Annotated in this window: 12 protein-coding genes and 1 pseudogene; 7 read left to right on the forward strand and 6 right to left on the reverse strand. The window is 68.4% G+C overall.

All coding sequences use genetic code 11. From position 1 onward, the window contains the following. Positions 1–25: 25 nt before the first annotated feature. The 4 genes from FCH28_RS13045 to FCH28_RS13060 all read left to right on the forward strand — a co-directional run bounded on the left by FCH28_RS13045 (position 26) and on the right by FCH28_RS13060 (position 8,160). The gene (locus FCH28_RS13045) at positions 26–2,419 is read left to right on the forward strand and encodes a LuxR C-terminal-related transcriptional regulator (protein ID WP_246102750.1); all 2,394 of its coding nucleotides are present in this window, start codon (positions 26–28) and stop codon (positions 2,417–2,419) included. Between the two features lie 3 nt (positions 2,420–2,422). Continuing rightward, the gene (locus FCH28_RS13050; RefSeq protein WP_136740048.1) at positions 2,423–6,439 is read left to right on the forward strand and encodes a response regulator; all 4,017 of its coding nucleotides are present in this window, start codon (positions 2,423–2,425) and stop codon (positions 6,437–6,439) included. Beyond that, a complete protein-coding gene (locus tag FCH28_RS13055) occupies positions 6,429–7,076 on the forward strand; it encodes a response regulator (protein WP_246102899.1) in 648 nt (215 codons plus the stop codon). The genes FCH28_RS13050 and FCH28_RS13055 overlap by 11 nt, the downstream gene beginning before the upstream one ends. A gap of 466 nt (positions 7,077–7,542) precedes the next feature. Beyond that, the gene (locus FCH28_RS13060) at positions 7,543–8,160 is read left to right on the forward strand and encodes an ATP-binding protein (protein ID WP_169314141.1); all 618 of its coding nucleotides are present in this window, start codon (positions 7,543–7,545) and stop codon (positions 8,158–8,160) included. A 21-nt stretch (positions 8,161–8,181) separates the two neighbouring features. On the opposite strand, the gene FCH28_RS13065 is transcribed toward FCH28_RS13060, so the two are convergent. From FCH28_RS13065 to FCH28_RS13080, 4 genes are all read right to left on the reverse strand, one after another. Next, entirely contained in the window at positions 8,182–8,745 is a 564-nt protein-coding gene (locus tag FCH28_RS13065) for a DinB family protein (RefSeq protein ID WP_425471922.1), read from the reverse strand. A gap of 241 nt (positions 8,746–8,986) precedes the next feature. Then, positions 8,987–10,345, reverse strand: a complete 1,359-nt coding sequence (locus FCH28_RS13070; RefSeq protein ID WP_136740052.1) for an NAD(P)/FAD-dependent oxidoreductase — start codon at positions 10,343–10,345, stop codon at positions 8,987–8,989. A 329-nt stretch (positions 10,346–10,674) separates the two neighbouring features. Beyond that, a complete protein-coding gene (locus FCH28_RS40060; RefSeq protein ID WP_136740053.1) occupies positions 10,675–12,492 on the reverse strand; it encodes a transglycosylase SLT domain-containing protein in 1,818 nt (605 codons plus the stop codon). Positions 12,493–12,811: 319 nt separating this feature from the next. Next, a complete protein-coding gene (locus FCH28_RS13080; RefSeq protein WP_136740054.1) occupies positions 12,812–13,711 on the reverse strand; it encodes a helix-turn-helix transcriptional regulator in 900 nt (299 codons plus the stop codon). A gap of 202 nt (positions 13,712–13,913) precedes the next feature. On the opposite strand from FCH28_RS13080, the gene FCH28_RS13085 reads away from it, so the two are divergent. Then, positions 13,914–15,416 carry an MFS transporter gene (locus FCH28_RS13085; RefSeq protein ID WP_246102752.1) on the forward strand — a complete coding sequence of 501 codons (1,503 nt, stop codon included), beginning with the start codon at positions 13,914–13,916 and terminating at the stop codon, positions 15,414–15,416. 1,411 nt (positions 15,417–16,827) lie between these two features. Here the strand turns inward: FCH28_RS13085 and FCH28_RS39865 are convergent. Continuing rightward, positions 16,828–17,649: pseudogene (locus FCH28_RS39865) on the reverse strand (helix-turn-helix transcriptional regulator); the annotation flags it as partial. Positions 17,650–17,896: 247 nt separating this feature from the next. Here FCH28_RS39865 and FCH28_RS13095 point away from each other — a divergent pair. Together FCH28_RS13095 and FCH28_RS13100 are read left to right on the forward strand one after the other, a co-directional pair. After that, positions 17,897–19,042, forward strand: coding sequence for a BTAD domain-containing putative transcriptional regulator (locus tag FCH28_RS13095; protein ID WP_136740056.1), 1,146 nt, complete (start codon positions 17,897–17,899; stop codon positions 19,040–19,042). Continuing rightward, positions 19,039–19,788, forward strand: coding sequence for a DUF6585 family protein (locus FCH28_RS13100; protein ID WP_246102755.1), 750 nt, complete (start codon positions 19,039–19,041; stop codon positions 19,786–19,788). The genes FCH28_RS13095 and FCH28_RS13100 overlap by 4 nt, the downstream gene beginning before the upstream one ends. Before the next feature lie 75 nt (positions 19,789–19,863). Here the strand turns inward: FCH28_RS13100 and FCH28_RS13105 are convergent, their stop codons facing one another. Then, positions 19,864–21,147 (reverse strand): NAD(P)/FAD-dependent oxidoreductase, encoded by a 1,284-nt coding sequence (locus FCH28_RS13105; protein ID WP_136740057.1) that lies wholly within the window; start codon positions 21,145–21,147, stop codon positions 19,864–19,866. Between the last annotated feature and the right edge of the window lie 161 nt (positions 21,148–21,308).

The raw sequence follows: 21,308 nt of genomic DNA on the forward strand, positions 1-21,308 counted from the left end.
TTCACTGAAATTTCTCAGTTATCTGATGCCGCGCCTTGAGGACATCCCGGCCTGCGTGGTGGGCACGCTGCGGCAATTTGAAGTGTTCGCCCGGTCGAATGCACTCGACCAGATTGTCACCGCACCGCCCTCGGTACTCGTTTTTCCGTCCAAGTTGAGCGCCGAGGCATCGACCGCGCTCATCGTCGGTGAATTCGTGAAATCCGGGGCACCCGAACCGGAGGACGAGGACTTCCTCTCCGCCTGCTGGTCCGCGACCGGCGGGAACCCCCTCCTGCTCAAGGAACTCACCGAGGCACTCACCACCGAGCACGTCGAACCCACCGCCGCGCACATCCCGCAGGTCTACGCTCTGGGCCCGCGCGCCGTCGCCCGGCGGGTGGCGATGTGGATGCGGTGCCTCCCCCAGGGCTGTGCCCCACTGGCCCGGGCCATCGCGGTGCTCGGGGACGGTGCGGAACTGAGCCATGCGGCGGAGCTCGCGGGGCTTGACCGGGACGATGCGATGCAGGCCGCGAAGAGCCTTGAGCACGCCCGGATCCTCTACACCCTCCCGTCGGACGAGATGAAGCCCCGGATGGGATTTGTGCATCCGCTGGTGCGGGCCGCCGTGTACGAGGAGATCACCCCGGCCGACTGCCACCGCGCGCACAGGACCGCCGCGAGCCTGCTCCGAGACTCCCAGGCCGAGATCGAGAGAGTCGCCCTGCACCTGCTGCGTACGCTGCCCTCCGGTGACGCCGAGACCGTGACCATGCTGTGGTCGGCGGCGCGAAGTGCCCTGGCCCGAGGCTCGCCGGAGACCGCGGCGAAGTATCTGCGCCGGGCTCTGGCCGAGCCCCCGACGACCGCGGACCGGCTCGACCTTCTCTTCGAACTCGGCAACGCCATGCGGCGGGTGGACAGCGCGGCAGCCGTTCAGTACCTCACCGAGGCACACGAAATGGCCCGGCCGTCGCGGCAGCGCGTCGAAATCGCACTGGCCCTCGGCGACGCATTGCTCGCGCTCCGGCACTCCGAAGAGGCCCTGGCCGTATGGCAGCAGGCCCTGGCGATTACGGCGCCCGAGGACACCGAACTGCTCTACCAGCTGAATGCCTGCATTCTCTCGATTCCGCTCTACGAACCCGGCCGCCCGGATCTGCGTCAGGACATCCTCAGCCGCGTTCCGGAACTGCGCTCCCCCAAACCGAGCGAGAGTATGGGCGGCCGGTACCTGGACTGCGTCATCGCCGGCCATGACGCCGTCATCGGCGACCCGCGCGCGGTCGTACGGGCGCAGCGCGCGCTCCACGAGGACGCGCCGGCCCGGCCGTCCGACGGACAGAGGTCGCTGTCCTTCGGCTGGCTGGCCCTGATCAGCGCCGACCGCAAAGAGGTCCTGGCCAGTCTGGACGCCGCGGTCGAGCTGGCGCACCGGCAGGGGTCGGTCAACGATCTTACGGGGGCGCTGACTTACCGTGCGATGGCATGGCTGTACCGGGGCAATCTCGACGAGGCCGCCGCGGACGCCTCGGCGGCGGTGCACGCCGTCGAAACGTCCTCGCTGGGGCTGCGCCGGCTGGTCCTCGGCCCCGTTCAGGCCGAGGTGCAGATTGAGCAGGGCGCACTGTCCCGTGCGCAGGCCACGCTGGAGTGGACCGGAGTTCCCGATCCGGCGCCGCTCACCGGGCTGATGTACTACGTGCTGTACAGCCGGTCTCATCTGCTGCGCATCCAGGGACGCACTACGGAGGCATTCAACGCGGCGCTGGCGGCGGGCCAGTCGTTCAGCGCGGCCGGCGGGGACAACCCCGCCATCGTCCCCTGGCGGTCGGAAGCCGCCCTGTGCCTGCATCTGCTCGGCCGGGACGAGGAGGCCAGGGCCCTGGCCGAGGCGGAGCTGAAGCTGGCTCGCTACTGGAGCGCGCCCCGAGCCCTCGGCCGCGCGCTGCGCATCGCCGGCACACTGAGCGAGGGCGGCGCGGATGTCAGCCTGCTGCGCGAGGCCGTCACCCGGCTGCAGGGCTCCCCGGCCCGTCTGGAGTACGCCAAGGCGCTGGCGGATTACGGGGCGGCACTCCGTCGCCACGGAGTGCGGAACCAGGCGCGGACCTCGCTCAGCAATGCCCTGGACATCGCCGAGGCCCGTAGCGCTGTCCCGCTCGTCCAGCAGATCCAGGACGAGCTGCATGCGGCCGGGATCCGCCCGCGGCGCCATGCGGTCACCGGTCTGCAGTCGCTGACGCCGAGTGAGCAAAGGGTCTACGACCTCGCCGTCGCCGGACGTACCAACAGGGAGATCGCCCAGCAGCTGTTCGTCACGGCCAAGACCGTGGAGGCCCACCTGTCCAACGTCTACCGGAAGGTCGGCGTCACCAGCCGACGCCAGCTCGGCGGGCTTGCGGAGCAGGCCGACGCGGCGGAAGAACCGGAGTGACTCATGTCCGCGGCGCCCGATGCGAAGCCGTCCGGATCCCCGGACGTACCGCAGGGCGGATCGCGCGGCAGCCGCGGAATGAGGTTCGCACCCCGAATCTGGCACAAGCTGCTGGCCATTTGCATCGCGCTCATGGTCCCCCTCGGGCTGGCCACGTTCTACCTGGTCGACCAGCAGAACAGCAAGATCGATTTCGCTCGCACCGAGCTGAGCGGCGTTCAGTACCTGCGTCCCGTAAGCGCATTGGTGCAGGACGTCTCGGACCGCCGTGCGTTTCTGCACCGCGAGCTCACCGGAGAGCCCGTGCCGAAGAGCCGGGTCGCGGCGGCCGACCGCGCCGTCAGTGAAGGGTTCACGGCGCTCACGAAGGTCGACCGACGGCTGAGGGAGCCGCTGCGAACGACCGTCGCCGACCTTTCCGCGAAGGGCAAAGGCCGGCTGGCGCCCTCGGCTCTGCGTCATGACTGGGCGCAGCTGTCGTCGGCTCCGTCCGACGTCCGCGCCGACGTGCCGCGGTACACCCGTCTCATCGGGAACCTGCTGGCGCTGGGTTCGTATGTCGGAGACACCTCGAAGCTGATTCTCGACCCGGACCTCGACACGTACTACACGATGGCCGGGCTGCTGCTCCGTGAGCCCCAGATGATGAACCAGCTCTATCAGATGGCGGACACGGGAGACTCGATCCTGGTCCAGGGCGGCACGTCGACCAGTGATCGGGTACGCATCGCCTACGACACCACGGTGCTCGGCCAGAACCTTCTCCAGCTCAACAGCGATCTGAACCGGGCCTTCGAGTCCACCTCCGCCGCCGGTCTCCGCCCGACGATCCAGCCCCTGCTGGCCAAGGCGAACTCATCGGTTCGTGAGGTGACCGGCACCGTGAACCGGCAGTTCACGAGCGGTGGCCGGAGCGATGTCTCGCGGGCGGCCTGGTCGGCGCAGACCGCCGGCGCCATCCGGGCGAACTCGGATCTGTGGAAGGCCCTGTTCGACCAGGAAGACCAGTTGCTGAACTCCCGCCTGGACCACTTCTACGACCGCAACCTGCGGGTCCTGACCAGCATCGGCGCAGTCCTCGCCGTGATCATCGCGGTGGCCGCGCTGCTCTCCCGGCGTATCACCGGCAATCTGGCGGCCGTGGTGCACGCGGCGCAGGCCCTCGCCACGGGCGACCTCACACGTCGCGCGACGGTACGGAGCCACGACGAGGTCGGCGCGATGGCCACCGCCTTCAACGTCATGGCCGGGAGGCTCCAGGAGAGCTATTCCGCGGTCGAGGAGGAGGTCCGTCAGCGCACCTCGGAGCTGCGTCAGAAGACGGAGTCCCTCAGGCTGCTCCAGCATGTGGCGTCCGCCGCCAACGAGGCGGAGACCTGGGAGGACGCGACGCGGACGGTCCTGGATCTGGTGTGCCGGCACATGGGGTGGCCGGTCGGCCACGTCTACCTCGTCGAGTCCGGGTCCGGTTCGTCCGGCACCGGCCGCCCCACCCTGGACTCGGAGCTCACCGCGTCGCCCCTCTGGCACGTCGATGAGGAGAACCTGCGGGTGCCGCTGGACGAGATCGCCACGGCAGCCGGGCTGTACGAGCCGAAGGGCCTGCCGTCCGCCGTGCGCGCCACCGGCCGACCCGCCTGGATTCGTGACATCACGGCGGGCTCCTCCGGGCTCGGCAAGGTGCCTGCCGGGGTCGCGGAGCGTGCCGGGGTGACCGGCAGGATCGCCGTCCCCGTCGTCATTCGGAAGGATGTCGCGGCGGTTCTCGACTTCCTCACCCCGGAGGCCATGGAGCCGGATGACGCCTTGCTGCGGCTCATGCTCAACGTGAGCACCCAGCTCGGACGGGTACTGGAACGGTCCCGCGCCGCGGCGGAGCTCCAGGCGTCCAAGGAGGCGGCGGAAGTCGCCACGCAGGCCAAGAGCGCGTTCCTCGCGACCATGAGCCATGAGATCCGCACGCCGATGAACGCGGTGATCGGCATGACCGAAATCCTGCTCGACACCCCACTCAATGCCGAGCAGACCGAGTTTGCCCATATCATCCAGAACAGCGGAAACAGCCTGCTCACCATCATCAACGATATCCTTGACTTCTCGAAGTTCGAGGCCGGGAAATTCGATCTCCGACTCCAGCCGCTGGAGCTCCGCCAGTGCGTGGAATCAGCCTTCGACTTCGTATCCCCGATGGCGGCGGAGAAACGGGATCTCGATCTGGCATACATCATTGATCCGGAAGTTCCGGAAGAAATTATCGGAGATATCGACCGACTGCGCCAGATCATCATCAATCTGCTCAACAACGCCGTGAAATTCACGGAGACCGGCGAGGTCGTCCTGAGGGTCGAGCTGGCCGACTCGGAACCGGAAACCTCCGGGGAGCCGCCGGAGACGGTCCACGCGCCCGGTTCGCAGGCCGCGGACGACGTCGTCCGGCTGCACTTCTCCGTGTGCGACACCGGAATCGGAATGGCCGCGGACCGCCTGGGACAGCTGTTCCGGCCCTTCGAGCAGCTCGACACCTCCACCACGCGGCGTTTCGGCGGAACGGGACTCGGGCTGGCCATCAGCAAGCGGCTGGCCGCGCTCATGGGCGGCACGATGTGGGTCGAGAGCGAACCGGATGTGGGGTCGACATTCCACTTCACGGTGGAGACCCGAAAAGCGCCCGAAGCCATGCGTACCAGCCAGGCGGCCTGCCGTGTCGAACTCCGAGGAAAACACCTGCTGGTCGTGGACGACAAAGCCACGAACCGGATGATCCTCACCCACCAGGCGAGTTCCTGGGGGATGGTGGTACGCGCCACGGGATCTCCGCAGGAAGCCCTGGAGTGGGTCCGGCAGGGCGATCCGTTCGACATCGGAATTCTGGATATGCAGATGCCGGACATGGACGGCGTCATGCTCGCGGAAGAAATCCGCCGCCACCGGAGCAAGGAGGAGTTGCCCTTGTTCCTGCTGACCTCCGTCGGCCGGCCGATGACGACGCAGAGGAGTCTCGCGGAATTCTCCGGGTACCACACCAAACCCATCCGGGCGGCCGAGCTCTACGCGGACCTCTGCCGCACGCTGCTCGGCGCCGGGGCACCCGTCGAGAGGCCCCGCGCGGAGCGGCGGCCGGAGGTGCAGGAGGGCGGCCCCGCGCCCCTGCGCATCCTCCTGGCCGAGGACAACCTGGTGAACCAGCAGCTGATCGTCCGGATGCTCCGGAAGATCGGCCACTCGGTGGACACGGTCGGCAACGGAGCCGAAGCGCTGGAGTCGCTGCGACACAAGCTCTACGACGTGGTCCTGATGGATGTGCAGATGCCGGTGATGGACGGTCTCGACGCCTCCCGACGGATCCACCGGTCGCTGCCCGCCGCGGAACGGCCGTACATCATCGCCCTCACCGCCAATGCGATGAGCGAGGACCGCGACGCCTGCATCGCTGCCGGCATGGACGACTACCTGAGCAAGCCGCTGCGCGGCGTCGAGCTCGCCGCGGCACTCGGCCGTGTGCCGCTCGGTCCCCCGGCGCCGGGTCCGGAGGCGGCGCAGCCCGCACGTAGCCCAGGGGCCACAGCGCCCGCACGCGGATCGGCAGCGGCGCCGCCCGTACCCGGCCCGCAGACCGCGCCCTCCGTGCCGGAGGCCGGCTCCACCACGGAGCCGTCAGCAGCCCCGCCCGTCCTCGACACACCCACCTTCCAGCGCCTGGTCGGCTCCTTCGGTGAGGAATTCGTCAGCCAGCTCGTCGATGCCTTTCTGGAGGACTCCCCCGAACTGATCGAAAGTCTTCGCCGCGGCCTCGACGAGGGGGAGGCAGGCGAACTGCGTCGAGCGGCTCACACACTCAAATCGCATGCACACACCTTTGGATTCCCGCGGCTCGTTCAGCCGTGCCAGGACGCGGAGGAGCTCGGCGCCGGCGGGGATCTGAGCGCAGCAGCACCGCTCGTGTCCAGAATCGAAGTGGAGTACCGCGCTGCGAGAGACGGGCTGGTCGCACAGAGAGCGGAGCTTGGCCATGACCGATAGAAACGCTGGGCCCGACAGAAACGCCGTGACCGAGGGAAACGACGTGCCTGAGGGAAGCACCGTGCCCGAGGGAAACGCCGTCACGGACAGTACCGGCAGAAAAGGGCGCGTCCTGGTCGTGGACGACGATCGCACGAACCGCATGATGCTCACCTATCGCCTGGAAATGGCCGGGCTGGAGACCGCCACGTCCGAGAACGGGCTTGAGGCTCTGCAGATGCTGCGGGAGAGCGACTTCGATGTGGTGCTGCTCGACATCCTCATGCCGGGGATGGACGGCTACGCGACGCTCGATCTGATGAAACACGACCAGCGGCTCAGCCATACACCCGTGATCATGATGTCGGCCGTCGGCGACCTGGACAGTGTCATCCGCTGCCTCGAAATGGGCGCCGAGGACTATCTGCCGAAGCCCCTGGATCACCTCCTGCTGATATCCAGGGTCAACAACATCCTCCTGAAGATCCGGCTCGAGCAGGTGGAACGGGGGCTCGGCCGGATCGCCGACGCCGTGCAGGCCATGGCCGGCGGTGCCCTCCCGGCCGGGGCCCTGGACCAGCTCACCGAGCAGACCGACTCCGTCGGCCGTCTGGCACGACAGCTTCAGCAGCTCGCGGTCGTGACTTCGGAGCGATGAGCGCACTCCGGAGCGGGTGCCCGAGATCGACGCCACGCTGCGCAGCCCCTGCTCGCCCCACGCAGTCATCCCCTTGCCCGACGCGATCATGCCTGGCAGACCGCCACCGCACTTCGTCGTCCGGTTTAGGGGTCGCACTGGGGGATTCCCCCGATGACCGCCGCGCGGTGCCGGTCCACGCTGAAGGCATACGTCAGCTCCCCGTCACAGTCGATACGACGAATACGACGGAAATGAGAGGTGGGGTGGACGTCATGCCCCGGGGTCCTCGTGCGCACGCCACAGCCCTACCGAGGGCACCAGCGGAGCCCGTGGGGCCTTCGGACTCCTCCGGCCACCCGCTGCCCCACCGAGAAACGAGCGCAGACAGATGTTGCCGCAAGAAGGAATCCTCGTTCGGCAGCCGCAGCCCCATCGATCCCAGCCGCCCGCTGGAGCGGACTCCGCTCGGCTGGACCACATCGTCATGACCACCGTCGCTCGCACACCCTGTGATGCCGCAATTGATGCCGTACGCCGTGGCGTACTGCTACCGCTGTGCCGACTGCTGGGGCGGCTTGCGGCGACCACCGCCGCACGGGTCGGTCAGCTGTCCCGGTACCTGAGGAAGACGCGCGGCAATGTGGTCTCCCAGGCACTCGACTCCCATGTACGCGCCGTGCCCCAGGCTCGGCGGATCATCCGGACCGAGCTGGCCCGATGGGGACTGCACGAGCATGTCGAAATCGCCGAACTCCTGGTCAGCGAACTGGTCACCAATGCGCTCCGGCATGCCTGGGGCCCCATCCACCTGCGTATGTCCCACTCCCCCGACGGCCGGACGCTGCGCTGCGACATCGCCGACGGCAGCCCCGCCACCCCGCCCGCATCCCGCCCACCGGCTCGCGCCGACGAGGAACACGGCCGAGGACTGCACCTGGTCGACCAACTCTCGACCCGCTGGGGCGCCCGGCGCACCGCCGCGGGGAAAACCGTCTGGTTCGAACTGCGCACCCACGGCAGGGCACGTCGGCCGGAGCGTCTGCGCCGGAGATTCTTAACCGGCCGCGTCTCTGACCTACCGCTCCTGACCCACCGCTCCTGACCTACCGCTACTGACCTACCGCTACTGACCCACCCGTCCATCGACGCACTCACGCAACAGGTCGGCGTGCCCGCAGTGCCGGGCATACTCCTCGACCCTGTGCACCCACAGCTCCCGAACCGCGATCCCATCCTTCGCGAGACGCTCGCTCAGATCCGGGTGCTCGGCCAGCGCGGCGTCCATCGCGGTCTGCTCCCGCTCCAGATCGGCGAACGCGGCGTCGACCGCGGCCTGCTCGGCGATGGCTCCGTGGAAGTCCGCGTCACGCTCGCCGTACAGCTTCGGCAGCGGATCAGCGTCGTCGATCCAGTTGCGCCAGTCCCGTTCCACCTCGGCGAGGTGCCGAACCAGGCCGAGCAGCGACATCGTCGACGGCGGAACCGACCGACGGGCCAGTTGCTCCGCATCCAGACCCTCGCACTTCATGCGCAAGGTCATGCGGTACCCCGCCAGGAAGTCCTGAAGCGTCGCAAGCTCGCCCTCCGGACTGGCACCTTCACGGGGGTCGTTGTCCGGGTCAACCCACATGTCGGGGTAGACGGTCGCCTCGGTCCAACGTGCGGGTTGGTCATTCATGCGTTGCATGCTCGTCCGTGAGAGCCAAGCTCGCTACTGATTTTCGGCTCGGGGTGAGGTCGTGCCCGTTCGTGTGGGCAGGTACATCGTCTTCCGACAAGGCATGGCCGAAGAGCTCCAGCAGCACCGGGAGACCGGCATGACGCTGCTGGTCTCCCGCCCGCCTTCGGACTGACAGCTGCCCCTTCCTGGCCATGGACTCACGACCGCGGCTCTCGCCCGGGTTCCCGCAACCTCGATATCGGTGGATTCAGGCCGTGGCCATGCGCGGGCTGCCTCCTGGGCGGGGGCCGATGAGGACGCGGGACAGCAGGCGTGGGTCGGCCAGTGTCAGCGGCCCCGCGGTCATGTGGAACATGCCGGAGAAGGCGGTGTAGAGCCGCGGGTCCTGGGGGACGGTGTCGATCAGGCGGTTCATGAACCAGTTGCCTGCCTTGACGGGCCAGGCGGGCGGCGACTTCTCCCAGGCTCGGTCGGGGGTGGTCGCCATCAGCCATGAGGAGGCGGTGACGCGGGCCAGCCGCTTCTGGAAGGCCTGCCCATCGAGGGGAGTGCCGGCGCGCCTGTTGCCGAGCATCTGCTCCAGGAGGCGGGCCTCGAGGGCGGCGACCGTCATGCCCTGGCCGTAGGCGGGGTTGAAGGTGCACACCGAGTCCCCCAGCGCGATCAGCCCGTCGGGCCAGCGGGCGAGGCGGTGGTAGGCGATCTTTCGGTTGACCGTACGGGCGTAGCGGCGCACGGCGGATGTGGGGGTGAGGGAGCCGATGGTGTCGGCAATGGGACCGCGCAGTGTTTTGGCGAAGGCGAGGAAGTCGTCGTCGTTGTGGGGCAGTTGGGTTCCGTTGGCTCCGTGCAGGGTGACGTGGAGTGCGTTGTTCTCGATCTGGATCGCGTAGCAGCCCTTGTGGAAGTCGGGGGCCCGCAGGGGTTGCAGCAGGCCCCTCCACGAGGGCGGGGCCTGTCCATCCGGGTAGGAGTAGGTGCGTGAGGCGTAGCCGACCTGGGCATCGACGGTCGTCGTACGGGGGCTGGACAGGCCGAGGGCGGCCAGCCATTGCGGCAGGTGGGAGGAGCGTCCCGAGGCGTCCACCACGAGGTCCGCGGCGATCTCCTCCGCGTCGCCACCATCCTTGCCCTTGACGCGCACCCCCGTGACCTTGCCAGGCGCGGCCGTGCGCAGGCCGGTGACGGTCAGTCCGTCCCGTAAGGTGACGGGCTTCAGTGCCGTCACCCGTTGGCGGAGAACATGCTCCAGGAGAGGACGGGAAAAGGTTTGGATCGGCATGCCCATCGTGGTAGGCGGTGGGGTGCCATTGGGCAGCACGGCACACAGCCCTTCGCCCCAGTCCCATACCGGCGCACCGGCCTGTTCCAACTCGGCTCGCAGCCCCGGGAAGTACCCCTCGAACACTTCGGCTCCGAGGGCCAGAAGACCATGGACATGGTGTGCCTGCGGCACACCGGCCCTGGGTGTGGACGCACTCGGAAGCGTGTCGCGTTCGATGACGGTGACGACCTCGAACCTGTCGGCCAGGACACGGGCGGCGGCAAGACCCGCCATGCCCGCCCCGATCACCACCGCGTGCCGAACGTCCGTATCCATCGGCATGCTGCTACTCCCTCCCTCTGCGGGCCGAACCCCGCTGTTCCCGGGCCCTTCCCTGCCCCGGTCGGCCAACAGGTATTCCCAAACGTGTGATCCGATGGGCACGTTCCATAATCAGGGTGATAGTGCCCCGGGTTGGCGGGTGGCTCGCCCCGGCCGTGGGCCTGGTCGTCGCGGCCATCGAGAAGTTCCTGGTGGTCTCGCTGCACCGAGCCGGGAGCGCGAGCCACAAGCAGGCAGCGCAGTGTGAGCTGATTGAACTGACAGCAGAAAGGAAGCGACTGCCGCCCGCTGGCGGCAGTCGCTGTTCCGGCCGGGATGCCTGCTCCGCGCTATCCGTAGCCCTTGGGCGGCCTATTGGGGTCGAACTGCTGAACCTTCGAGGCGAGGTTGGAGCCGTCGGCGGCGACGCCGAGCTTCTTGTGGACCAACCGGATTGCGGCGGCGATCGATGCCACCGGGTCGTAGATGTTCACCGATGTACCAGCAGCGTGGTACAGGGCGAACGTCTGCGGAATGCACTGCATGACACCTCGGGAGCACTGGAAGGGAGCCAGCGCACCGTCGATCTTCTGCGGCGGCTTATTGCGCCGGTAACCGTCACCGAAGTCGTGGACCTCGCTGAAGCCGGCGGGCGTGATGGCGTTGCTGTCCCACAGATTGCAGGCGTTGGGGTTGCCGGACGATTCACGCGCGGCGGCGGTCTTGATGCCCCTTATCCAGTTGTTGTTCGCGGGGACTCCGGCCGCCGTGCACGCCGCCGTGATCCAGTCGCCCAGGGCACCGTCGCTCGTGTGACGTTCGAATGTCACATCGTTCGGGTCGATTTTCTCCGACGTGCTGATGCCCGTGCCGTCCGGCCCGCCCACGGGCATGGACCCCACACGCACCTGGAACAGGCCGGAGCGCTCTCCGAGTTCCCTCAGCGACCACTCGCCGGGCGTCCCGGTGGCATCGCTGCCGGTGAGATCCAGCACCGTACGGCGAAACTCGTCATAGAGAGCCTGTGTGGCGTGCTCGAATATCCCGTTTGGGTCGGCCACGTCCGTGTGCATGACCTTCTCCAGGCCCTCCTGCACCAGAGTCACATCGGCCTTTGTACTGGCGGCCCCGGCAGGCTGGGCCTCCTCTTCCTGGGCACTGTGCGTTGAGGCCCACGTCACCTGGTTCAGGCCGACCCAAGGCAGCGCGAGAGTCGGCGTCGAGCCGGATCGTACGTTGAACAGCCCTGACAGCGTGCCCAGTTTGACCAGCGACGTCGTTCCGGGGGCGCCGGTGGCGTCCGCCCCGGTGTAGCCCAGCTTTTCCTTGCGGAATCTGTCGTAGAGCTTCTGCGTTCCCGCTTCGAAGACGCCGTGCGGGTCGTCCGGTGCGACGCCCATGACCTTCTCCAACGCGTCCTGCACCAGCCCCACATCGTCGGCGGGGTCGCTGTTGCCGGGCTGCGCAGCCTGCTCTTCGGCCGCGGAGTGGGTGGCCGCCCAGATGAGTTGGTTCGACGACACCCAAGGCAGCGCCGGCTCGGTCGGCGGCATAGGGGACGGAGCAGCTATACCGGATGCGGCAGTAGCCTTGTACGTGAAGCCGGGCTTGTCCTTCAAACCGGGATCGGCGGTGACGACGCCCTCGGAGAAGGCCGGCAGCCCGTAACCGTAGAGATAACTGTCCCTGCGCCGACGTGTTTTGGTGTAGACGCCGTTTCCCTCGGCCGAACCACTGGCGTTGGTGTTTCCTTCGATGGTGTACACGTGGTCCGTGTCGTATTTGTAGACGAGACCGACGTGCGCCCCTCCCCCGGAGCCGAAGAACACCTGCGCCCCGATCGCGGGATAGAACGAGAACCTGCCCCGGTTCTTGTACCAGCTGACGCCGGTCGCGCAGGAGGCGGTGACCGGAGCCAGGCTCTTCACATCGGCCTCCTGGAAGGCCCAGGACTGGAACGTTTCGCACCATGCCTGGTTCTGTGACCACTCCAGCCCGTGGACAGCGGGTGAATACTTCTGGTGGTTGTCGTAATGGCCGTTCGAGAACCGTTCGCGGTACCCCACCTCGGCCTTCTCGACCTGGATGAGGGTGTCTGCCTGACTCATGTGCGCCCCTTTCTCGCACTCCCGAAATCCCCAAGTCCGCAATCCAAAGATCAAGATCAAAGGCCAATGGTCAAAGGTCAAAAATAGAAGGCTTTAGGAAGCGGAGAGGAGATCGCCTCGGTAGCCATGGGGAGGGCATATGGGCCACGGGAATGTCATGAGGGGAGCCCCTGGCAGCGCGCCTGAACCAGGCTAACGCCGCTGGTGTAACGCTGCATCTTGAACTTGCGGACGGGGCGTGCTCCTGCATGTGCCGTGCGTGGCCGGTCGGGCTTGGGCTCCCGACGCCAAGGGCAGCAGGATGGAACCGAATCCACTCGCGGCCCGTACCCCTAATGGGCTCCCGGCCTCCCCTCATGATTTGAAGCAGCTGCAGAAGTTACCCGTCCAGTTGCCGGGGCGGCTCGGCGCGGGCTGCCTCGGGTTTCTGCTGATCGGCGACTTGGTCGGCCAGCAGGCGTAGCGCGTCGGTCGAGGCGGCGTCGTTGGGTGTGTAGACCTCGAGCCGATGGTCGGGGCTCTCGGGCTGGAGCCACACCTGATAGTCGATGTCGACGTCGCCGACGGTCGGGTGTTGCAGGTGCATGGTGCCCACGGTGCAGTCCGCGACGTCGCCGTTGGCCCACAGTTTGGCGAAGTCCCGGCTGCGCATGGCGAGTTCGCCGATCAGTTCGGCCAGCCGGGCGTCGGTGGGGTACCGGCCCGCGGTGAGCCGCAGATAGGCGACGTGGATTCGGGCGAGTTCGGCCCAGTTGCGGTGAAGGTCTTGGGTGAGGGGGTCGAGGAAGAACATCCGGGGGATGGACGGCCGTCGCGCCGGGTCGTGGGGCGCTGTGAAGTCGATGTGCTCGGCGACGAGGGCATGTCCGGTGCGGTTCCAGGCCAGTACGTCGCCGCGGCGGCCGAGCACGACGGCCGGCGTGCGGTCTCCCAGGGATGCCAGGAGCGAGAGCACCCGTTGATGCGGCCGTTCCGGGCGGGGGCGGACCAGGTGTGAGGTGGTGGGCTGACGGGCCAGGTTGTGCAGGTGGACCGTCTCGGCCGGATCGAGCTGGAGCACGCCTGCGAGCGCGTCGAGGACCTGTTGGGAGGCGGTGCCGGCTTGGCCTTGCTCCAGTCGCGTGTAGTAGCCGGCGCTCACGCCGGCGAGCTGGGCGAGCTCCTCGCGGCGCAGCCCCGGTACCCGGCGGGTGGTGCCGTAGGTGCGCAGTCCGACGTCGGCAGGCGTGATCCGATTGCGGCGGGTCTTGAGATAGGCCCCGAGGCTCTCCAGTTCCATGACTGCGAGCGTAGGTGCCGTGGTCGGTTTCCGGGTGTCCCTGCGAGGTGTACCCATGACGCGGGGATGGTTGCCGGGCGGATGGCATCGCACCGTCGGATGCATGAATGCACAGCGTGTTCCCCACACACAAGCACAAGCAAAGGCACATGCATCGCGTGTTTCTCCTTCGCCTGGTCTGCGGGCGTGGCTCGGCCTGCTGGTGGTGCTCGGTCCGGTACTGCTGGTCGCGATGGATGGCTCGGTCCTGTTTTTGGCGATGCCCCAGATCTCCCAGGCGTTGTCGCCGACAGCCGATCAGGCGTTGTGGATCCTGGATGCCTACGGATTCGCCGTCGGGTCCCTGCTCATCGCGTTCGGGAACATCGGCGACCGGTATGGGCGGCTGAAGCTTTTGATGACCGGTACGGCGGTGTTCGGCGCGGCCTCGGCAGGAGCGGCGTTCGCCCCCGGTCCGGAACTGCTGATCGCCTGCCGGGCGTTGATGGGTGTGGCGGGTGCCACGCTGCTGCCGTCGGCGCTGGCGGTTCTCAGTGAGCTGTTCGCCGACCCGCGCCGGCGGGCGAAGGCGATCGGGATCTTCGCAGCCACCTTTGCCGCCGGCTTCGCGCTCGGCCCGGTTGTCGGCGGACGGCTGCTGAGCAGCTTGTGGTGGGGCTCGGTCTTCCTGATCAACCTCCCCGTCGTCGTACTCTTCTTGGTGCTGGCCCCGGTCCTGCTCCGTGAGGTACGTGCCGCACGGGCGGGCCGCATCGACGTCCTGAGTGTTCTGCTCTCCGCCGCAGGCATCCTGCTCACCGTCTATGCGATCAAGCGCGCTGCGGCGGAGGGGCTGACGGCGACCCCGGTGGCCACAGGGATCGTCGGCATCGTCGCACTGGGCTGGTTCGCCCGGCGGCAACTGCGCCTGGAACACCCGCTGATCGACTTCAGCCTCTTCCGCGACCGGGTGTTCACGATCGCGGCCATCACCGGGCTGCTACCTCTGGCCGCATGGTCGGCGATGGCCTACCTCGGCGGTATCTACCTCCAGTCCGTCCTTGGACTGGAGGTCCTGGACGCGGCTCTCGTCGCGCTCCCGGGCGCGGCCGTGCTCACCGTCACCTGCATCGTCACACCGGCACTGGTCGCGCGTACCGGTACTCGGACGGCGCTCATCAGCTGCCACTTCCTCATCGCCGCAGGTCTGCTTCTGCTGCTGGTCACCCGCGTCTCCGGTGGTATCGGCTGGTACGTGGCATCCACCGTCATCGCTGGACTCGGCTACGGCATCTCCTTCAGCGTGGTCGCCGACACCGCCGTGGCCGCGGTTCCCGCAGAACGCGCCGGGTCCGCGGCAGCGATCGCCGAGACCAGCAACGAGATCGGCAACGCCCTCGGTATCGCGCTCCTCGGCTCGCTGGCCGCCCTGGTCTTCCGGCTCCAGGGGCCCGGCATCGCCGGTACCCTCGACGAAACATTGCAGGTCCCCGGCCTCACGGCCACGGTCATCGACGATGCGAAGTCGGCCTTCGTCACCGCTCTGCACATCGCCGCCGCTATCGCGGGCCTCCTCCACGCCGCACTCGGCGTCTTCGCCCTGCGGCACCTGCCCGCGCCCGGTAGGCGCAGGCGAGGTGGTGCTGGAGGCGGGCATGGCGGAACTGGTAGACGGCACCGGCCTGGCGGAGCACACCCCGCTGGTAGGCGTCTTCGAGGAAGGTGACGACGGTCCAGGGCAGCCGGCCGGTCAGCGGCAGCCAGATCCGGGCGAAGACCGCCCACTGGCCCCAGGCGGTCAGGCTGAGGGCGTAGCCGAGGGCGCCGCCGAGTCCGCTGATGGCGCCGAGTTTGAGCGAGGCCGTGAGATTCCAGACGAGTGGGCCCAGGACCGCCGGCACATGCCGGATCACCACCCCGGATCCAAAGCCGACCAGGAGTCCGAAGGCGGGTGCCCAAACGAGGAATTGGGTGGCGACTGTGCGCCAGTTCGTGCGCAGCAGGCCGACCGGATTGACGGCGGATCGGATGTCGAGAGGGGTTTCGAGGAGAGTGAGGAGGCCGAAGGCGGGGCCGGCTCCCAGCGCGAACACGAGTCCGTAGATGATGCCGTCGTCGAGGCCGATGACCAGGGAGGTCGGGAGGCTGAGGTGGAAGAAGACGCCGTTGAGCACGCCACGTGCGAAGCCGTAGCCGACGCCGAAGATGAACCCGCACAGCAACCCGAGCCCCAGTCGGGCCAGGGCTCTCCGTCTGGTCTTCCCTTCCTTGCCGAACGTCCGCTCCTTAGCGAGTGTCCGCTCCTTACCGAATGTCCGCGCGTCCCTGCCGGACAGCCGCATGTCCCTGCCGGTCAGGCGCATGCGCACGCCGGACGGCTGCACCGGCGCGTCCTTGGCCGCCACCAGGAACCAGTACGCGATCCCGAAGATGAGTCCGGAGAGGAGTCCGGCCACCATCCCGTCCGCGAGCTGGAATTCGAGCGAGTCGAAGAGGCTGCCCACGACACAGTCGACGAGCCCGATGGTCAGACTGATCGCCAGCGCGGTCACCAGCGTGCGTGTGGTGCGACGAAGCCCGCACCCCAGCCGCCACCACTCCAGGTTGGGGGTGTCGAGCCGGGTCAGGTGGTGGGCGAGGTACCCGAGCCAGTACTGGGCGCGTTCCGGGTCGTAGGTGCGGCGCGGCCTGCTGCCCGGACGGTGCTCGGGCCGAGGGCGGTAGACCGTGGCGGTGAAGTTGTCGAGGAGGTGGTCCTCCAGCTTCTCGGCGCTGCCGAATCGCCCGGTGTCCAGGAGCGAGGCCGGGTCGTTGTCGGGGGTGTCGCTGTAGACGGCGCGGGCCAGCGTGACCATCAGCGGAGTGGTCAGCACCGCAGCGAGGTTGGCAGCGCCCTGGCTGTGCGGCCGCTCGCGCAGCTCGCGCAGCACCGGGTCCCAGGCGGTCGCCGCCAGGCCACCGCCGCGAGCCTTGCGCGTGGTGCGCGGCAGGTAGTCGGCCAGGTCGCCCAGGGTGAGATCGGTCAGATCCACCGCGGCGGCGGAGGTGAGCACATCAGTCTCCGCCACGGCCGCGGCGTACTCGGACGGACGGCTCGTCAGCAGCAGTGGCATAGAGGTGGCGTTGAGTGCCTCCAGCGCGGGACGGCGCAGACCGCTGGCGATCTCGTCGAAGCCGTCCAGTACGGGGAGCACTCGACCGGTCTCGACGAGTACGGCGGCCAAGCTCGACCCGCCGGGCCCCGGGACGGCAAGACCGGGGTGGTCGCGCGTCAGTTGCGCGGTCAGCCAGTCCCGGAAGGTGATGGCAGTGGGATCCCACGAGCCGATGCTGAAGATCACCGGTACGGCTTCGGCGCGGGCCCTCGACTTGAGGTGGTCGAGAACGAACCGCACGGCGAGAATCGTCTTCCCCGAGCCGGACCGGCCCAGCACCACCAGCCGTCCGGACGGGATCCGTCGGTACACGCCCACGATCTCGTCCAGTCGCCCACTCAGGTCCAGCGGGCCGGGCGTAGCGCCGGCGGGCAGCCGACGGATGTTGGCCCAGTGGTCGATCAGCTCCTCGGGAGCTGGCCGCCAGCGCACCGGCAGCGGGTAGGGATCGTGGACCTGCCGTTGCTCCTCCTCGCGCTGCCAGCGGGCAGCCACCGCCTGCGCGAGCTGCTCGGCGACGTCGGCCAGGGTTTCGTGCAACGCCGAGCCCGGCTGCCCCGGCGCCGGTTCGACACGGCCGGCTGAGTCGTCCGGGTGGACGGCTGAGTCGTCCGGCTGGTTCCCCTCCCCGGTCCGGCGGATGGCCGCCGCCAACAGTTCCTCGCGTTCCTCGGGGCTCAGCCCGAGGGCGTCGGCCAGCAGCCGCACGGTGGTCACCCTGGGGTCGGCGCGCTCGCCGGTCTCCAACCCGCGGATGGTGCGTACGCCCACTCCTGCGCGCTCTGCCAGGGCCTCCTGAGTCATCTCCGCGTTGTGCCGCAGTTGCCTTAACAGCACATTGAACTCACCGGTCACAGGTCACGGCCTTCCCCCGCCATGTGTCTTTCCAGGCTCTTCCAGGTTCTTTCCCAGGTGTCTTTCCCCAGGTGAGGGACTCTAGCGCGGCCACCGGCCGGATACGGCCGGTCTGCTGGCCTGTCCGTTGACCAGTGCCGGGGCCAGCGTCGACGGCATCCACTCAGACCGAACCGCCCAGTGCCAGGGAGCCGCGATGCCGACGACCGCAACCACCCGCCAATCGACCGCAACCACGCTCACGCATCAGGAGCACGAGGTGCTCTCCGCGGTCGGCTGTGGCCTGACGGACGCCGAGATCGCCGCCGCTCTCGCCATCCCCGAGGACGCTGTGGCCCGTCACCTCGCGCGGGTCCTCGGCAAACTCGCCCTCCGCGACCGAGCCGCCGCCATCGTCCACGCCTTCGACTGTGGCCTTGTCGCCCCGAGCCACGGACCTCAGAGACAGGCGGCAAGCCGCAGGCAGGCGACAGGACACAGCGGGCAGGCGGCAGGTCACAGGCAGACGGCAGGCCACAGGCAGGCGACAAGCCCGGTACCGCGGGCCGTCGTCCGCCGGGCGTGCGCACCCCAGTTGCGGATCTCCGTACTCGGACCTCTGCAGGCATGGCTCGACGGACAGCCCGTGGACCTGGGGCACCTCCGTCAGCAAGCCGTGCTGGCAACGCTGGTGCTGTGTCCGGACCGGACGGTCAGCCAGCAGGAAGTGCTCGACGGAGTGTGGGGGATGGAGCCGCCGATGACGAATGTGGTGCCGGTGTACATCTACCGACTCCGCAGGATCCTGCGGACCGGGAACGGTCCGCACCCGGTGATCCAGCGGGACCGGTGTGGCTACCGGCTGGCTCCCGGCTCGGTCGAGGTGGACGTGACACACATGGAGGAACTGGCCACCGCGGCCGGGGCGGCTGAGAGGGCCGGCGAACTGGCCGAGGCGGTCCGCGTCTGCTCCCAGGCTCTGGACCTGTTCCGCGGGGAGTTCCTGTCCGGCCTGCCCGGACCGTTCGCCGAGTCGGAGCGGCTGCGGCTCACCGAGCGCAGGCTCGCCCTCGTACAGCGGAAGCTGGACTGGCAGCTGCGGCTGGGCCGGCACGCCGAGGTGGTCGCCGAGCTGTGGGCCTTGGCCGCGGCGCAGCCGCTGAACGAGCCGGTCGCGGCGATGCTCATGCGGGCGCTGTACCGGAGCGACCGACAGGCCGACGCGTTGACCGTGTTCGACCGCACCCGCCGCCGCCTGGCCGACGACCTGGGGGTGCCTCCGGGGCAAATGCTGCGGCAGACGCACCAGATGATCCTGCGCGGGCACGACGCCGCGCCCGGCCTCGCCCGCACCAGGTCGTGACCCGCCCGATGCCGTGCTCGCGCGGGGAGGAGCTGCTGCTGGCGAGGATCTCCGCAGCGGCCGGTCGCGAGCACATCGGCCGGCGACGTGCCACCTACGTGGGTGCCGCGCACACACCCCGGACAGATGCCGTTCCGGTCCGGTGGCTCCGGTGCCTGCTGGCCTTCGCCCGGTACGGCCGGTCTTCCGCCACGAGGACGGGCGCGAACGCACGACTGGACCTGTACGAGCACGGGCTGACGGTTGCCGTCGGCGGGCGGATCCACGTGGTCCGCTACGACACCACCTCGGTCTTTCAGAAGGGCACCCGACAACACCCGCACGACTCGGTCGCCCGCCCTCCGCACCACTCGCACCTCCGCACCACTCGCGCCTACGTGCTCACCGACGTCGAAGGGCAGCGGGTCGTGTTGCTCGGCAGGTCGGAGGACAGCGGCACGGAGGAATGGGTGCCCGCCATCCAGCGAGCCGTCACCCGTGCCCAACTGCCCCGCGCACTGGCCGCACTCGAAAGGGGCGAGCGACTGTCCTTCGGGGACGTCTGGCTGACCCAGGAGCAGGTCGGGTCGGGAGTGATGTCCGCGCGCTGGCCGCAGGTGCGGCAGATCGACGTCGACAAGGAGGCCATCAGACTTCACACCGACGGCAACTGGCACACCCTCATGCCCACGACGTCCACCGTCCCGAACCTCTTCCTCTTCTGCGCGCTCGTTGAACGCCTGCGAGCAGACGGCATGCCTCCGTGACGAGTCAGCGGCCATGCTTGAGGTGGAGTGGGTTGGGTGGGTTTGGGTGGGTTGGGTCGCGGGGAGGGAGACCGGTCACGACCCTGTGTGTGACAGGGGCGCAGATGGCACAGCCTCCCCGCGATGCTTGATGTTGACGGCCGCAGCCTTCGCCACTGCCAAGGGGTTCAGGAACCGCAGCGGACCAATCAAGCGCGACGCAAACAGATACATGTGCCGCGCCATCGATTCATCGCGTGCTGCTGCCGAGAACATCAGCCGCTCCCCGGGGTTGAACGGACGGGCCTTGGCGAAGTCGGCGGCCACATACTGGTGACCGCGCAGTCGGCGCTGGTGTCTGCGTGCGTACGCCGCGAGTGACCTGTCGAGGTCGCCGTGCCCGGTTGCGGCCGAGGAGACCGCCTCTGCCAGCCATTGCGCGGACTGCAGGGCCCACCCACACCCCACTCCCCACAACGGATCGCCGGTCAGGGCGGCATCGCCGACCAGCGCGACCCCCGCTGCGGTCGGCTTCCGGCTGAGAAGCGGGTAGTTGACCGTGCCGATGATCTTCGAGATGCGCTCGGCGGAGTCGATGGGCGGTGCCTCGGGCAGGGCCCGGACGAATTCGAGGAAGCTGCCCTCCAGGTCTTCCCGGAAGGCCGGCAGCCGCTTCTTGTCCGGAAGCACCGCGACGACCGTCACCCCGTCGTCGTTGGGAAACGCGTACGCCATGTCGGGCTCGAGAAACCAGGCGTGAGCGCTCCCGCCGGGCAGCGGAAGGTTGCGGAAGTGCGCGAGGTAACCGAACCGTGTGTTCTCGTGCAGCCGGGCAGGCACCCCGGCGAACTTCGCCACGGCCGAGTCCTTGCCATCGGCGCCGACCACCAGCCGGGCCCGGATCTCACGTTCGCCCTGTGGTGTCGCCGCGCGCACCCCCACGGTTCGCCCGGCCTCCCGTACCAGCCCGGTCACCTGGTGACCCAGGAGCAGATCGACGCCAGGGGTCTGGGCCGCATCGGACCTGATCATCGGGTCGAGGGTGCTGCGCCGAATGTTGTACCCGTACGGCAGCTCCGGACCCGCCGGCGCTGCCCTCGGCTCGATCCAACCCCAGCGGGTGTACCAGCGGGCATGGTTGCGGACGGCTCCCGCCTTTTCGAGAGCGGGGATGAGGCCGAGTTCGTCCAGCACCGGGTAGGCGTTTGCCGAGATGGAGTGGGTGCACAGCACCTTGTACGCCTCGGGGTCCGAGCGGCGTTCCAGCAGTGCGACGCGGACACCGCGTCGAGCGAGCAAGATCGCCGCTGCGCTGCCGGCGAGGCTGGCTCCGCTGATGACGACGTCGTAGTCGTATCCCGCGCTCTCAGGCTTGGTCACGCGCTGATCGCCCCCTTCGGGGTGTGGTGCCGTTGGTGGGAGTGGTGAGTGGTGCCGTAATGCCGTGGTCCCGTGGTGGACCACTGCTGTCAGGAACATGATCAGTTGTCAAGAGTTAGGGATCGGATGACGTGTGATCAGGCTGCTGCGGTGGCGTACTC

Source organism: Streptomyces piniterrae, from assembly GCF_005048155.1.
GTDB classification, from domain to species: Bacteria; Actinomycetota; Actinomycetes; order Streptomycetales; family Streptomycetaceae; genus Streptomyces; species Streptomyces piniterrae.